Raw genomic sequence first — 16138 nt, forward strand, 5'->3', positions numbered from 1 at the left:
ACGCCGCCGGCCATGATGCATGGCCGGCGGCGTCACCCCTTGATCGAAAGGGGGCCGCCCGCGTCCCGTGGCTTCATCGGGATAAGGACCGCCGTCAGGCGGGAGCCCCCATCAGCGTCTTCAGCATGCGGTCGAAGCGCGCGCCGGCGAGCGAGACCTGATCGAGCAGCCCCTCGTCCAGCTCGTCCTCCATGATGGCGCCGGCCGCCATGGCCTGCCCCTTGCCGTAGGCCAGCCGGTCCACCGTGCCGCGCAGGCGGTCGGCCAGGAAGATGGCGAGCGCCTTGTAGAAGCGCCCGGCGAAGCCGCCGTCGGTCCGCAGCCGCGCCTCGACGTCGCGGCGGTTCAGCGCCAGGGCGATGCAGCGGCCGTCGGCCGACACGGTGGCCGACGGAGGGGCCGAATCGACGAAGGAGACCTCGCCGATCACCTCGCCGCTGCCCAGTCGGGCGACGGTGCCGACCCCGGCGACCTCCACCAGGGCGTGCCCCTCGAGCACGATGTAGAGCTGCTCGGCGGGCTGGCCCTGGCGGACCAGCGCATGGCCGTCGCCGACGTCCAGCCGCTTGCCGGCCCGCGCCATCCACTCGACGTCCTCGTCGCTGAGATTGCCCAGGATATACAGCACCTTGCGCATGATCGTTCCCCTCCCCCGCTTATCCTAGAGCAATTGCCGGCTGGCCAGCCTTCTGAAAGGTCCGTCCACGGCCATCAGATCCTCGCCACGCCCCGACTGGACCAGCCGCCCGCCCTCCAGCACGAAGACGCGGTCGACGTCGCGGATGGTGCTGAGCCGGTGGGCGATCACCACGCGGGTGACGCTGAGCTTGGCGAGCGACGCCGTCACCACCGCCTGGGTGCGGTTGTCGAGCGCGCTCGTCGCCTCGTCCAGCAGCAGGATGCGCGGGCGGTGGACCAGCGCGCGGGCGATCATCAACCGCTGCCGCTGCCCTCCCGACAGGGTGCCCCCGCCATCCATCAGCACCGTGTGCATGCCCATCGGCATCGCCTCGATGTCCAGGTCGAGCCCGACCAGCCGGGCAGCGTGCCAGGCGTCGTCGAGGCCGAGCGGAGCGGAGCCGACGATGTTCTGGAACAGGCTGCCGGCGGTGACCCGGCCGTTCTGGAGCACGACGCCGATCTGCCGGCGCACCGCGGCCAGATCCAGCCGTTCCGCCGCGCGGCCGTCGAAGAAGACCTCGCCCCGGTCGGGCCGCTCGAACCCCAACAGCAGGCGCAGCAGGGTGGATTTGCCGCTGCCGGACGCGCCGACGACGGCGACGAACTCCCCCGGCTCGATCGACAGGCTGAGGTCGTGCAGCACGAACGGCGCGTCGGGACCGTAGCGGAAGGCGACACGGCTGAGCGACACGCCGCCGGCCAGATCGCCCGGCGCGTCGCGGCCCGCCGGCACCTCGGGCGCCGTGTCGAGGATCGGGCGGGCGCGCTCCAGAAGCGGCAGGACGGTCAGGCTCTTGGTCAGCGCCTGCGCCATCGCGGTCAGCGAGGCGAGCAACTGCCCGAAGGCGGTGGTGAAGGCGAGGAAGCTGCCGGTCGAGAAGGGCTCCGGCGGCGCCTCGCCGGGGGTGGCGGCCAGCGCCCGCAACGCCTGCTCCTTCGCGTCGGACTCCATCAGCAGGGCGACGGCGGCGAAGACGGCGACCGACGCCAGGGTCGGGAAGGCGGCGTGGAAGCTTTCCAGCGCGTTGGCGTAGCGCTGGGCGGCGACGGCGCGGGCCTTCTGCCCGGTGAAGCCGCGCGCCCATTCGGCCATGGCGCGCGGCTCGGCGGCGGCGACGCGCAGCTTGCCGATGCCGACGATCAATTGCAGCACCAGCCCGTCGAGCCGGCCCTGGCGGCGGATGTGCTCGCGCTCGTGGCGGAGCTGGCCGTAGGACAGCGCCCCCGTCACCAGCGCGGAGAGCAGCGCCAGCCCCCCTGCCAGCAGGGCGAGGCGCGCGTCGTAGACCAGCAGCAGGCCGAGGCTGACCAGCCCGAAGACCGAGCCGAGCAGCCCGGCCATGGTGCTCGCCGCCAGGATCTCGCGCACCGTCTGGAGCCCCAGCGTGCGGTCGGCGAGGTCGCCCGCCGTGAAGCGGCGGAAGAATCCGACCGGCAGGGTGAGCAGCCGGTCCATGAAGGCCGCCTGCATCGTCCCGTCGATCCGGCTTTCCAGCCGCAGCACCGCCAGCGTCTTGACCAGATCGAAGGCGGCCCCGCCGACGGCGGCGGCAACCAGCCCGGCGATGACGAAGGCGAGCTGCCCATGCTCGGCGCGCGGGATGATGTCGTCGAACAGGAGGCCGGTGGCGACCGGGGTCAGCAGCGCCAGCAGCGCCCCGCCCAGCCCGCACAGCGCCAGCCGCAGACCGTCGCCGCCGAGACCGCGCAGGGGAAAGCGGATCGCCTCCATCGCCGACAGCGCGCGGGCCGGCAGCGGGCGGTAGACATGCAGGGCGTCGGGGGCGAGTTGCCCGGCGATGAGGGCGGTGACGCGGCGGCTGTCGGCGGCGGACCGCATCACGAAGCCGGTGGGGCCGGGCAGCAGGGCGACGGGCTGCCGCTCCGCGCCCAGCCAGCCGAGCATCGCCACGCCCTCCACCCGCCACCAGCCCTCGCGCAGCAGGACCTTGCGGCTGCGCAGCCGCGCCGCGGCGAGCAGGCCGGTCAGGCGGGCGGCGGGGGTGGCGCCGTCCTGGCCGGCGTCCGGGCGCGGCAGGGGCTCTATCGCCCCGATGTGGACCATCACCGCCGTCAACGCCGTCGCCAGCGGGTCGCCCCCGTCGGGAAGCGGAACGGCGTCGGGCGCCGCGCCATCGACCAGCCCGCTCATGGCGCCCAGCGCGTGGGCCAGCGCGTCGCGCGAGGAGTCGCGGCTGCGCCGGGCCCGCTGCGCCTCCTGATCCGCCTGGGTGGAGACGCGTGTCCCGATGCGGTCGAGCACCAGCGCGTGGAAGCGGTCGAGCGCCGGCCACAGCAGCGGCGCGTCGGGCCAGGCCTCGGCTAGCGACAAGGTGGCGCCGCCGGCCGCCTCGACCCAGGAGCGTTCGGTCAGCGGCAGCGGTGGGGCGCCCGTCGGAAGGTCGGGACTGCCGAGCCAGGAGGCCGCGCCGTCCTCCACCCGCAGCCACAGCGGACGGCGGGGATCGGCGTGCAGACGCCCGGCAGGACCGAGGCGATGCGTGCCCGGCTCGGCGACTCGGTCGGGCCAGATGGCCTCGCCGCCGGTGGCCGCGTCGGTCAGGCGCAGGATCCAGGCTTCGGCGCGCGGCTGGAAATCGCCGGCGGCCGCCAGTTCCCGGCGGTCGACGCCGCGCAGCCGGGCGCCGATCGAGCCGACCGCGACCAGCGCAGCGCCACCTTGCGTGGGCGTGCCGAACAGCAGGGCGCCGGCCTCGGCACGGAACAGGTGGCGGCGGCGTCCGACCGGAACACCGTCCTTCAACGCGACGTGGAAGAGGTCGGCGTAGCCGTCCTCCACCCGCCAGCCGAGCGCCGGGTCGTCGAGCAGCAGCGGCCGGTGGTTGCCGCCCTCGATGAGGACGGGGGCGACCGGAGCGGCGGGGGCGGCGGAATGGTCGAGAATGAGGTCGGGCTTCATGCGGACGCAGGCCCCCACCACCCCGGCTCCGTGGACCATCCCCCCTTCCCGCGGGGGAGAGGAGGATGAAAGCGGGGGGGCGTCACAGCCATGCCAAGCCGGGTCTGCCGAATCAAGATCACCCCCCTACCCCGCCGCGATCAGCGAGGCGTATTCGCCGCCGCGCGCCAGCAGCGCCTCGTGGGTGCCGCGCTCCACCACCCGGCCGTGGTCGAGAACGATGATCTCGTCGCAGTCGCGGATCGTGCTCAGCCGGTGGGCGATGATGACGCAGGTGCAGCCGCGCCGCCGCAGGTTGTCGTCGATCAGCGCCTCGGTCGCCACGTCGAGCGCGGCGGTCGCCTCGTCCAGCACCAGGATCGACGGGTTGCCGGACAGCGCGCGGGCGATCTCCAGGCGCTGGCGCTGTCCGCCGCTGAAATTCACCCCGCCCTCGGCGACCGGGGCGTCGAGCTGGCCGGGACGCCCGGCCACCTCGTCGAGGATGGCGGCGTCGGCCAGCGCGGCGGTCAGGGACGCCTCGGGAGCGGTCGCGTCCCACAATGTAAGATTGTCTCTCACCGTGCCGTCGAACAGGAACACATCCTGGTCGACATAGGCGACGGAGGCGGCGCGCAGTCCCGCCGGAATCTCGGCGGCCGGCCGTCCGTCGAACAGGATGCGCCCCGACCAGGGCCGGCACAGCCCGCAGATCAGCCGGCCGACGGTGGATTTCCCGCTGCCCGACCCGCCGACCAGCGCCACCCGCATGCCGGGGGCGAGCGACAGCGACAGCCCCTCGATCAGCGGCGGGTCGAGCGGACTGTAGCCGAAGGACACGTCCACCAGTTCGACGGCGCCGCCAAGCCTGGCGTCGTCAAGTCTGGCGGCGTCGGGCCGCGCCGGCCCGTCGGGCTGGAGCGCGGCGCCGCCCTCCCCCGCCAGGCCGGAATGCGGATCGACCGGATGGTCGAGCGTGTCGCTCAGCCGTTGCAGATCCGCCGTCACCCGTTGCAGCGTGCCGCCCATGCCGACCAGCGTCGCCACCGGCGCCGAGAAGCTGGCGGCGAGGCTCTGGAAGGCGACCAGCGCGCCGACCGTCAGCGCCCCGTCCATCACGCGGACGCTGCCCAGCCCGAGGATCGCCGCCGTGCCCAGCGCGTTGAGGAAGCCCGGCGCCACCGTCAGCAGCCCCGAATGCACGCCCAGCGTCTGGCGCACCGACAGCAGGCGCGCCTGATGGCCGGCCCAGCGCTCGAACGCCTGCCCTTCCAGCCCGGCGGACTTCAGCGTCTCGATGGCCTGGATGCTGCCGACGGTGACGGCGCCCAGCTTGGCCTGCTCCGCCAGCAGCCGGCGGCCGGCGTCGTCGCGCCCGCGCGAGGCTCCGCGCAGGAGCAGCAGGTTGCCGGCGGTCAGGAGGACGGTGATCCCGGCCAGCAGCGGGTCGTAGGCCAGCATGACCAGCCCGAAGAACAGGACGGTCAGCAGGTTCAGCGCCGCCGTCGCCAGCTCGCCCGACAGCAGCCGCGCCACCCGGTCGTTGGCGGCGACCCGCCCGGCGATGTCGCCGGGATGGCGCTGGCCGAAGAAGGGCACCGGGAGTTGCAGCAGCCGCCACAGATAGCGGCTGGCCAGCACCATGCCGAGCTTGGTCTCCAGCTTCAGCAGCGCGCTCTGCTGCAAGGCGGTCAGCAGCGCGCGCACCAGCGCCGTCGCCGTCATTCCCAGCAGCAGCGGCACCAGCCAGCCGCGCTGGCCGCCGATCAGCACCTCGTCGACGAAGGCCTTGGTGAAGGCCGGCAGCGCGATCCCCGGCAGAACCAGCGCGACCGTGGCGGCCAGCGCGTAGCCCACCGCCGCGCGCGACCGCGCCAGCTGCCGTCCCAGCAGGCGGGTGAAACCCGGCGGCTTGCGGCCCGGCTTGAACTCCGGCCCCCTCTCGAAGGCCAGCGCGACGCCGGTGAAGGCCTCGCCGAACTCGGCGCGGGAGACGTTGCGCGGGCCGGTCACCGGATCGTTCAGATGGGCACGGTCGCCCTTGAAGCCCTCGAAGACCAGATAATGGTTGAAGTTCCAGTGGACGATCAGCGGCCAGGGCATGTCGGCCAGCCTGTCCGGTTCCTTCTTGAAGCCCTTGGCGGTCAGGCCGTAGCCGCGGGCGGCGCGCAGCAGGTTGCTGGCCTTGCTGCCGTCGCGCGACACGCCGCAGGCGACGCGCAGCTCCTCCAGAGGCACCCAGCGCCCGAAATGCGCCAGGATGATGGCGAGCGAGGCGGCGCCGCATTCCACCGCCTCCATTTGCAGGATGGTGGGGGTACGGACGCGCGTCTGCTTCGGTGCGGCCGGCTTCGCGGCCGGCGGCTTTCCGGCCGGCGTGCCCGCGGTCTTGCTCACAGGCCGGTCGCCTTGCGCAGCGCCGGGATGACGAAGGCCATCGGCGGCTGTTCGCGCACCGTCACCTCGCCCTCCGCCGGGGTGCCGCTGGTGACGCTGGTCGGCGGTCCACCGCCCGACGACCAGCGGTAGCCGGTGGCCGAGCCGGCGTCGCGGAGCAGGTCGACCCGGACCGCGAAGGGTGGGCCCTTGGCCGAGAATTGCTGGACCAGCCGGTCGTTCTGCAACACCGCCAGCATGCCTTGCGGGGTGGAGGGGAAGTCCGACACCTCGGCGACCGTGCCGACCAGCGTGCCGTACTCCTCCTTGCGCACGGTGGAGGGAGCGATGCGGACGTCCATGCCGGGCTTCAGCTTCTTGCCGTGTTCCGGCGGCACGTAGAGCATCAGTTGCAGATGGCTCGCCCCGCTCTCGACGCTGACCACCGGGGTGCCGCCGGTGATCCGCGTGCCCTCGGCCACCTTCCATTCGGTGACGCGGCCGGCGGCCGGGCTGAGGATTCGGGTGGTCTGCTCGATCTGCAACCGCGTCTCGGCGACGTGGCGGCGGGCGTCGGCGACACGGTCGCGGCCGTCCGACAGCGCCTGCTCGGCGCGGCTCGCCATGTCCAGTTCCTCGGTGTCGATCTGGAGCCGCTGGCTCTTCGCGTCGCTGACCCTCTGGCGGGCGGCGGCCAGCTCCTGCCGGGTCTCCTCGACGCGCTGGCGGGTGGCGAAGCCGCGCGCGGCGATGTCCTCCTGCCCGCGCAGCATGGTGTCGAGGAACTGCACGCGCGTCTCCGCCGCCGCCACGACCTGGCCCAGGGCGGCGCGGCGGCTGGCGAAATTGGCGCTCCGCGCCTTGGCCTCGCGCTCGAGCTGCTCGGCGCGGCGGTCGAGATCCGCTTCGCGCTCGGCCAGAACGGCGCGGGCGTGGGACAGGGTCTGCTCCAGGTCCGCCCGATCGATGCGGGCCAGAAGCTGCCCGGCCGTCACCGTGTCGCCGGAGCGCACGGCGGGCTCGACCAGCAGGCCGGCCGCCGGGGCGACCGCGTCGAACACCCGGCCGCCGCCGCTGACCAGGATGCCCGATCCGGTCACCCGCGTCGGCAGGCTGCCGGCGAAGCCCCAGACCACCGCAAGCCCCAGCAGCGCCGCCGTCGCCGACAGCGCCAGCCAGCCGCGCGGGCTCGTCAGGGTGACGAGACGGTCCAGCTCCTCCGGCGAGGACAGGCGGTCGAGAGCGGCCTTGCGGAACAGCCGCTCCGAGGGTGAGGACGACATGCGCGGCGAACCCCCGTCTCAATTCACCAGCGGCTTGTTGAGGGCGAGCAGGAAATCGCCGCCCTCGTCGTAGCCCGCCGCCTTGATGACACCGTACTGCGGGGTCTGCGGCGCTTCCTTCGTCACATCCTCGCGGACCTGCTGGTACAGGCCGAAGCCGTTGCTGTCAGCCGGCAACGTCCGGACCCGCTCGACCAGCGCCGCCGCGAAGGGGGAGTTCACGTCGCCGTCGGCCACCGGCTCGTCGCCGCCCGACGACAGCGCCATCACCGAACGGCGCTGGCGCAGCTCGTCGTCGTTGCCGATCGCGCCGGCGTCGATCTTCTGCTCCTTGGTGAAGGCCCCGGAATAGCAGCTGTCCGACACCACCATGACGTGCCGGGCCGGCATGCGGCTGAGGAAGCGGCCGATGTCGTTGTTCGACACCCAGTTCTTCGCGCTGTCGGTGTTGGCGTCGGCCGGCAGCCAGTAGCCGGTTCCGGTCTCCGCCAGCTCGTAGCCGTGGCCGGCGTAATAGACCATCACCTGGTCCTGGTCGCCGACCTCGCGGCCCAGCTTGCGCAGCGCCTCGCCGATCTGCGCCTTGGTCGGGTTGCGCAGCACCCGCGTCTCGTAGCCGAGGCGATCGTTCAGCTCCTTGCCGACCAGGGCGATGTCGGCGGCGGGGGTCGCCAGGGCGGGGATGCCGCTGTCCTTGTAAGTGTCCACCGCGATCATCAGCGCGATCTTGCGCCCGCCCAGTCCCGAGGGAACCGGCTCGGCGGTGGCGTTGGTGTCGATGCGGATGCGCTGCTCGGTGGTGGCGCCGGCCTCGTCGGTCATGGTCAGGGTGGCTTCGGTCTCGCCGGGGGTGGCCGGGATGCTGGTGCGGAACTGCCCCTGCTCGTCGATGAAGACCCAGCGCCCGTTGACCCGCGCCTCCGCCACGTTGGCGCTGTCGGTGACGACGCCGCGCAGCGTCATGGTGTTGCCGCGCGTGCGCGTTCCCCGCCCCTGCCGCAGGCTGGGCAGCGTCGTGAAGATGGCCGGGCGGGTGAACATGTCGGAGGCCGACGGATCGGCGACGAGCTGCCGCAGGGCGCCGTTCAGGCTCCGGGTGCGCTGCTCGCGCTGGACCCGCTGGGCCATCGCCAGATAGGTGCGCGCCACCGCGGACGGAACCCCGGCCTGCTGCACGGCGGCCCGGACCTCGGCGTAGCCGTTCTGCCCTCCCCCCATGATGCCCTGGAGGATGGCGCCGACGCCGGTGGCGACCGGATCGCCGCTCTGCGCCAAGCCGCCGATCAGGGTGGCGACGGGCACGTTCTGAAGGACCGCGCGCTGCTCCATCGGCGACAGCCCGCTGCCGGCGATCTCGGCGACCGCCTGGGCCATGCCGCCGCCGGACGCCGCCTGGATGAGGCTGCCCGCCGCCGCCTGGATTTGGGGCGAGGCCAGCATCTGCGGGCTCGGCTGGGTCAGCATCGCCCCGGCGGAATGGGCGGCGTTGGCGCCGGCCGAGAAGGTGATCGTCGATCCCGACGCCAGAGTCACGGTCGTCGATCCGGCCGGCGCCGACGGCCGCCCGCTGCCGCCGCCGGCCGGGGGTGGCGGGGGAGCCTGCGCCGGAGCGTTCGGCGGGGTGTCGGCCGGGTCGCCGCCGCCGTCCTGGGACAGGGGTTCGCCCTGCTGGAGCCGGTTCAGGAAGCGGACGGGGTCGGTGTTCTGGGCCGAGGCCGATCCAACCCCCGATGGCGGGGGCGGAGGCGTCGTGACCGGCGTGGCGGTGACGGCCGCCACCGTTTGCAGCGTGCTCTGGACGTTCGGATTCGCCGTGGCCGCCGGTGGCGACACCGGCGTCGCGCCGGGAGGGGGCGGCGGGGGGGAGACCGGCGGCGACACGGGTGTGGCCGGCGTTTCCGGATCCGTCGTTACCGGCGGGGGCGGCGGCGGTGAGACCGGCGGCGACACCGGAGGGGAAACCGGTGGCGAGACGGGTGGCGAGACCGGGGGGGAAACCGGCGGCGAGATCGGGGGGGAAACCGGTGGCGACACCGGCGGCGATACCGGGGGCGATACGGGCGGCGGCGGTGGTGGCGGCGACGTCGGAGCCGCGCCTGCGACGATGAAGAGGTTGCCGCTTTCCGTCACCGCCTGCGGGCCGTAGGAGGCGTAGGTCTGGCCATAGATCGTGCCGGCCGTCAGGTCGCCGGTGACCATGTTGGCCCGGCTGGCGGCGTAGACCAGCCAGCGGCCGTTCTGCACGCTCAGGCTCGACGAGCCGGTGGGCGGCGTGCTGGTGTTGACGAAGCGTCCGCCGGCCGCCAGCACGATGTTGCCGATGCCGGTGGCCGCGACGCTGGCGCCGCTGTCGAGCGTCAGGTTGCCGGCCGTGCGGATGGAGACGTTGCCGCCGCCGACCGCCCCGGTCAGGCGAAGGCCGTTGCCGCTGTTGGACAGGAACAGGTTGCCCTGCCCCTGGACGCTGCCCAGCGCCGCGATCCCGTTGTCCACGCCCGAACGGTCCAGCTCGATGGCGCCGCCGGAGGAGAGCGTCAGGAGGCTGACGCCCCGCAGCGCCGCCGTCTGATAGACGCCTCCACCCGTGGTGGTCAGGGACAGCGTGCCGTTGTTGAGGGTCAGCCCGGCGCTGCCGCCGGCGCTTCCGATCTCCAGGCCGCCGGCGTTGGTCAGTGTGACGGCCCCGGTGGTGCCGGCGAGCTTGGTCACGGAATTGTCGGCGTGGTCCAGCGTGTGGGAGCCGGAGCCCAGCAGCTCCAGGTGGGTCGTCTCGATGCGCTCGCTCTGCGTCACCGCGCCACCGCTGTTCAGCGTCAGCGTGCCGTTGATGATCCTGACGACGCCATCCAGGCTGATGGCCGGCTGGGTGCTGGCCACCGATGGCGCGCGCAGGGTCAGATGCCCGTTCAGCCTCAAGAGGCCGCCGACGGTGATCAGCCCCTCCCCGTCGGCCCGCCCGATGGTGACGGAGGAGAAATCATCGCCGAAGTTCCACAGGTTGCCTTCCCCGTCGGTGGCCACCCGCAGCAGGCCGCTGCCGCTGCCGACCCCGATCGTTCCCGTCGTGCTCCAGGGCTGCACCACCAGCGCGCCGCCGCCGAGGATCAGCGGGCGGTAGCCGTTGCCGTTGTCCTCCAGCTCCATCGAATCGGCCGTCAGGGTGACGTTCACCGCGTTGCCGGTGACGCCGTTGCCGACCTGCACATGGTCCGTCATGCGGATGCCGGTGGACTTGGGGTCGGCGCTCCTCAGCCCTTCCAGTGTGACCGTGCCGGCGTGCGACATCACCTTGATGCCGGCGGAGCTGTTGGCGTGGAGGTCGATGCCGGCCACGACGGTGTTCGATGAGGATTGGCCGCTCTGCCCCTTCAGCCGAACGCCGCCCTGGGCGCTGATCATGGTCGCGTGGGTGATGTACAGGCCGGGGGTCTGGCTGGCCGTCACCGGGGCGGCGCTTCCCTCGATCACGATCGCGTCGGCGGCGGCGGAGTTCGAGGTGATCGTCAGGGCGTTGCTCTCGCTGCCGGAATCGATCAGCACGCCGCCGATCAACGATGGAGTGGAGTAGCCGCCCGCCTCGTAGGTCGTCGTGCCGCGGATGAGGATCCGGCCGTAGCCGGCGTTGATCGAGGTCGAATCGCCGATGATGGCGACGCCCCTGACCTCCGACGTGCCGGAGACGAGGCCTTCGCCGATGATCGAGATGTCGCCGCCGTTGGACGCCAGCTGGCTGTCGCGGATCGACACGCCGGCTTCCTGGATTCCCGACTGGGTCTTGGCCGCCTTCGCGAACGGATCGTCGCCGCCGCCCAGCGTGATGGCGCCGCCTCCGGTGGAGGTGATGGTCGCGTGATCCAGGATGACGGCGCCGTCGTCCGACTCGTCGGTGTCGCTGTTCAGCGTCACCGCTCCGCCGGCGAGGATGCTGCTCTCGCTCAGGCTCACGTCGCCCTTGGCCGACAGCCTGGCCCAGTTGGACGCCGAGATGTCGGTGTCCGAGACGGACACGCTGAAATCGCCGGACAGACGGACCGTCTGGCCGCTGATGGTGCTGTGGTTGGACGAGTCGCCGGTGATCCTGAGATCGAAATCCTGGGCGTCCACCGAAACCTGGCCGCCGCTGCTGACCAGGGACACTTGGTCCAGCCGGACGTCGCGGTCGTATCCGGTGACCGTGATGTCGCCGGCCGTCGACAGCGCCGTGCCGTTCGCCAGCACGATGGCTTCGTTGTCCTGGATGTTCGCCCTACCGCCGGTGCCGGTCAAACGGATCGCGCCGCTTGCCGAGGTCAGGGTCGAGTTCGTCAGGGTGATGCCGGTGTTGTAGGGGGAATAGGGATCCTCGCGGTCGCTTCCGCCGATGCCGGTCAGGGTGATCGCGCCGGAGCCGGTCTGGAGATGGCTTTCCGTCAGAAGGACGCCGTGGTTCTGGCCGCCGAGATCGTCGCCGCCCTTGCCCAGCAGGGTGATGCCGCCCGTTCCGCCGCCGCCGCTGTTGGTGGTCCGGACGGTGGTGTAGGAGAAATCGATGCCGGAGCGGTAAATCTGGCTGCCGTCGTTGCCGCTCAGCCCCTCCGCCGGGTCCGGCTCTACCCCCGGCATGCCGCCGGCCCAGAAGGAGCCGCCGTTGGTGCTGATGAGACGCTCCGCGCCCGAGGCGCCGTTCACCTTGACCACGCCGCCCTGCCCTTCGCTGCTGGCGATCAGCTCCAGATTCAGGGCTCCGGCGGTGGAGGTGATGTCGGCGTTGACGACGACGTTGCGGTAGGCCTGGAGCGTCAGGGTGGCATCGCCGCCGGCCGTCTTCTCGATGGAATTGCTGACCACGATGTCGCCGGTTCCGCCGGTTCCGGACGACGTGGTCATGATGGTCACGGAGGTGCCGGCGTCGAGCGCGGCTTCGATCGTCGAGGGCGCGATGCTGCTCGCGCCGGGAGGGTCGTAAAGCCCGCCCGTCAGGGTGCCGGTGGCGCCGTCGACGATGGTGACGCTGTTCGGGTCGAGCAGCCAGGAGCCGGCCCGGCCGCCGGCCGAGCGCGCGTCGACCCTTCCCCCCACCTGCAAGGTCAGCTTGCCGGACGTCTCGACGAAGCCGCCGTCGCCGCCGGCCGCGCCACCGCGCGCGGAGATGGCGCCGTCGAAACGGGTGCGGTCCTCGGCCCACACCACCACCTTGCCGCCCTGCCCGCTCTCGACGGCGTCGGCGCCGATGGTGGCCCCGGCCTGCACCACGGTGACGGCCGACGGCGGCACCGGCTTGCGCGCCGGGCGGATGTTGTGGCCGGCAAGCGTCGCCGCCGAGGCCTTGCCGCCCTGCACGTCGCCACCGATCAGCACCTCGCCGCCCCCGGCCCGGCCGGAAGCCTCGACGCGCGCCGTCGCCGTCAGCGCCGTGCGGTCGCCCGACACGGCGACGCTGCCGCCCGTCTGTCCCGCCCCGGTACCCGAGACGTCCAGCGTGCCGGACAGCTCGACGTCGCCACCATCGCCGAGCAGGACGATCTCGCCGTCCCTCTGCTCCACCGTGCGGGCCTGGACGGTGCCGGTCATGTTGACCACCCGGTCCACCAGCCCCTTGGCGGCGGCGGCCGACATCCGCACGCGGCCGCCGTCGGCGAAGATTTTGCCCGAATTCGCCACCAGCGCATCGACCGGCTTGCCGTCGGCGCCGACGGGACGCGCGTCGGTCTTGGCGTCCATTGCGATGTTGATCTTCTGGTCGCCGAACAGGTCGACGACGAATTTCCGCCCCGAGGCCAGAGCCACCTCGCCGAGCCGCGCCTCGATGGTGCCGCGGTTGGCGACGCCCGGCGCCACGAAGGCGGCAAGGCCCGCCTGGGCGACGGTGATGGTCCCGGCGTTCTCCACCGTCGCGGTGGAGCCGGCGCGGCCTTCGAAATTGTAGCGTCCGGCGAGGAAATCCTCGTTGCGGATGTCGTGGGTGGTGGCGATCAGCCCGCCGACGTCGACCCTGGCGTTGGGGCCGAAGAGGATGCCGTTGGGGTTGACCAGCCAGACCTGCCCGTTCGCCGACAGCCGCCCCAGGATGTCGGAGCGCTCGGTCCCGACCACCCGGTTCAGCGTGATGGCGTTGGCGTCGGGCTGCTGAAAGCGGGTGTGCTCGCCTTCGCCGACGCCGAAGCGCTGCCAGTCGATGATCGCCTTGGAGGTGGTTTGGATGACGTCGAGTTGTCCGGGCCCGTTGGAGCGGATGGCCGCCTGCCCGGCGACGACGGCGCCGCCCTCCGGGTTTGCCAGGGCGGCGGACGGCGCCAGCGAGGCCGCCAGCACCAGCAGCCCGGCCGCCCCGGCGAGCGCCGTGCTGGCGCGCAGGCGCGGCAGCAGCGCCGACGCGGATCGGGAATGCTCGACAGGGCGATGCTCTCCGCTTCGCTGGAACGACGCGTCACGATCCGCAAATTCACCCGACATGACGAAACCAGCCCCCGCGCCCAATCAACCAAGTTGCCGGGCGGCCGCATCGCTCCGCGTCCGGCTGTCGTGAACGGCTCTTGCGGACAGCGTCATCCGGAGCCGGATTGTTTTCACCACTGTACTGCGCTTTCGGTCGAGTCTCCACCCGAAATTGCCGACAGCCCGATGTTTCTTCGGTCGGCGATATTGTTATAGCAAGGAAATTGTTGAATCTTTTTGCAACTGTTCTTGGGCCGCCCGCTTTGGATGCAATCCCTCCGCCCTCATGACGGAAAAGCGTTACCGGCGACGGATTTGATGCGCCGGAGCCGGCAAAAGCGTTACCGGTAACGTCATCCGCTGCCGGCTTGATCGGTAAATTTCTTTGGCCTTCCGGTGCGCCGGCCGATCCGCTACAAGAGCCTATCATGCCGATGCAGGGGGAACCGATGGCCAGTCCGACCGCCGTCGCTGCGAAGAAACGTCCGGGCCCGCGCCCGCCGAAACCCGTAAAGAAGACAGACTCAGCCGCCGCCCGCTGGGTGGTCTACAGCGCGCCCAAGGGCGGCACCGGCAAGACGACGAGCTGCAAGAACACCGCGGTCGCGGCGGCCCGCGACGGCATGCGGGTGGCCACGCTGGACTTCGACCCGCAGCGCACGCTCGGCCAGTGGCACGAGCTGCGCCGCCCGCACGACGTCGCCCGCATCGACCATTTCGAGGGCTCTCTGGAGGATGCCGGGGCCGCGCTGGCGCAGATCGCTCCGGACGCCTATGACGTCGTCTTCGTCGACACCCCGCCGTCGGTGGAGCTGTTTCCCGAGGCCACGAAGATTCTGTTGCGCCGGGCCGATCTGGTGCTGGTGCCGACCGGCGTCGGGCGGTTCGACAAGATGAGCGTCATTCCCTGGATGGAGTTCCTGCGCGACTATGGCCGTCCGGCCGCCTTCCTGCTGAATCGGGTCAAGCGCCGCTCGGTCAGCCTGCGCGAGGCCAAGCTTGAGCTGGGCCGCATCGGCCGGCTGGTGCCGCACGAGGTCCCGGACATCGAGGACATGCACCGGGTCGACGACATCGGCTGCTCCATCGTCGATGTCGGCGCGGTGAACGGCGCGGATGAATGTCTGGGCGCCTGGTATTTCGTCCGGCACGAATTGGGACTGTGAGAGAAATGGTGAACGTCAAGTCCTTCATGAAGAAAGCGGCGGAGCAGGGCAGGGCGGCGCCCGCGCCCGGCGGAAGCCCGGCCGTCCCCGCGGCGCCGGCGGCGCTGCCCGCATCGAAGGCCGACCGCCGCGCCGCCGACATCAGCGACGCCATCGTTCCCTGCCGCACCCGGCAGGAGTTCACGCAGGAGATCCGCTATCACTGGAACCGCAGCCGGAAGGAGTTCCTGTCGATCGGCCGTTATCTGAACCGTGCCAAGGAAACCCTTCCCCACGGCGAGTTCGAGGCGATGATCGAGAGCGACATGCCCTTCTCGGTGGAGACCGCCTTCCGCTTCCGTGCGGTCGCCGACGCCATCGACACCGGCCGGCTGACGATGGAGATGCTGCCGGGGGCCGAAAGCGTCGCCTACCAGATCGTGACGATGAAGCCGGACGAGCTGGAGCGGGCCAAGGCGGTCGGCCTCATCCGCCCGGACGTCACGCGGCGGCAGCTGATCGACTTCAAGCAGTCCCTGCGCGCGCCGAAGCCGGAAAGCACGCCCGACCGCCGCAAGCAGCTGCTGGCCGAATACGCCCGCCACATGGCGCGGCTTGCCGAGATCCGCGCGGAGCTTCTGCGTGACCATGGCGTCGATCCGGACAAGCCGACGGGCGGAATCACCATCGACGTCGAAGCGGAGGATGTCGGGGCCGCCTCCTGATCTCCGCCCGCCCGGCACCCGCCCGCCCGGCGCGTCCGCGTCCGCGTCAGCGTCCGGAATGGGACGGATAGCTGGAGCCGTCGCCGCCCGCCCGCCGGGTGCCCTGTGAGGCGTCGCCGCCCAGCAGGTCGACCAGCTTCCCGAAATCCCGCTGGAGGTTGTCGAAGAAATCGCCGCCGGAGCGGACCTGAGCGGTCTGGACCGGAATCCGGCGTGATGCGTGCGGACCGCCGGCGTGAGGGCGGGAGCGGACCGATGCCGCCTTGGGAACCGGTTTCCGCGACGGCGTCACCATCGTGGGTGGAGGCGGGGGCGGCGCTTCCGGCAGGCTGGCGGTCGGCCCGAGGGTCGGCGGCTCGCCGGGCTTGCTGTTGCGGGAAAAGGCGTCGCCGCACAGGCCGTTGTCGGCCGCCTGCTCCTTCCGGTCGCCATCGAGCAGCCAGCAATCGACGGCGGCATGGGCCTTGCCCATGCCGGTCCCCGCCGCGCCGATTCCCACCGCCGCGATCACCACCCAGAGCCAGCCGCGCCGCGCCATCACGCTCCCCGTTCGTCGCCGGTCCCGATCACCAGAGATAAACGCCCGCCACGCTTCTTTCGTCCGTGCGAAATGGG

Annotated in this window: 8 protein-coding genes; 2 read left to right on the forward strand and 6 right to left on the reverse strand. The window is 71.9% G+C overall.

The window, feature by feature from the left end; genetic code table 11:
- Window positions 1–94: 94 nt before the first annotated feature.
- The 5 genes from JN22_RS00025 to JN22_RS00045 all read right to left on the reverse strand — a co-directional run bounded on the left by JN22_RS00025 (window position 95) and on the right by JN22_RS00045 (window position 13671).
- Window positions 95–637, reverse strand: a complete 543-nt coding sequence (locus JN22_RS00025) for a cyclic nucleotide-binding domain-containing protein (protein WP_085551974.1) — start codon at window positions 635–637, stop codon at window positions 95–97.
- 24 nt (window positions 638–661) lie between these two features.
- On the reverse strand, window positions 662–3640 hold the full coding sequence (locus JN22_RS00030) for an NHLP bacteriocin export ABC transporter permease/ATPase subunit (protein ID WP_085551975.1): 2979 nt from the start codon (window positions 3638–3640) through the stop codon (window positions 662–664).
- 87 nt (window positions 3641–3727) lie between these two features.
- Complete coding sequence (locus JN22_RS00035) at window positions 3728–5977, reverse strand: NHLP family bacteriocin export ABC transporter peptidase/permease/ATPase subunit (protein WP_223677490.1); 2250 nt, start codon at window positions 5975–5977, stop codon at window positions 3728–3730.
- Window positions 5974–7239: an NHLP bacteriocin system secretion protein gene (locus JN22_RS00040; RefSeq protein ID WP_085551976.1), complete on the reverse strand. Its 1266-nt coding sequence runs from the start codon at window positions 7237–7239 to the stop codon at window positions 5974–5976. The genes JN22_RS00035 and JN22_RS00040 overlap by 4 nt, the downstream gene beginning before the upstream one ends.
- A gap of 18 nt (window positions 7240–7257) precedes the next feature.
- Window positions 7258–13671 carry a two-partner secretion domain-containing protein gene (locus JN22_RS00045; RefSeq protein ID WP_085551977.1) on the reverse strand — a complete coding sequence of 2138 codons (6414 nt, stop codon included), beginning with the start codon at window positions 13669–13671 and terminating at the stop codon, window positions 7258–7260.
- A gap of 431 nt (window positions 13672–14102) precedes the next feature.
- Here JN22_RS00045 and JN22_RS00050 point away from each other — a divergent pair, with 431 nt between their 5' ends.
- Together JN22_RS00050 and JN22_RS00055 are read left to right on the forward strand one after the other, a co-directional pair.
- Window positions 14103–14819 carry a ParA family protein gene (locus tag JN22_RS00050; RefSeq protein WP_223677491.1) on the forward strand — a complete coding sequence of 239 codons (717 nt, stop codon included), beginning with the start codon at window positions 14103–14105 and terminating at the stop codon, window positions 14817–14819.
- Window positions 14820–14824: 5 nt separating this feature from the next.
- Window positions 14825–15523: a DUF3102 domain-containing protein gene (locus JN22_RS00055; RefSeq protein ID WP_223677492.1), complete on the forward strand. Its 699-nt coding sequence runs from the start codon at window positions 14825–14827 to the stop codon at window positions 15521–15523.
- A gap of 46 nt (window positions 15524–15569) precedes the next feature.
- On the opposite strand, the gene JN22_RS00060 is transcribed toward JN22_RS00055, so the two are convergent.
- Window positions 15570–16064 carry a hypothetical protein gene (locus JN22_RS00060; RefSeq protein WP_143268062.1) on the reverse strand — a complete coding sequence of 165 codons (495 nt, stop codon included), beginning with the start codon at window positions 16062–16064 and terminating at the stop codon, window positions 15570–15572.
- Between the last annotated feature and the right edge of the window lie 74 nt (window positions 16065–16138).

This window comes from Azospirillum agricola, from assembly GCF_020005195.1.
In the GTDB taxonomy this organism is placed as follows: domain Bacteria; phylum Pseudomonadota; class Alphaproteobacteria; order Azospirillales; family Azospirillaceae; genus Azospirillum; species Azospirillum agricola.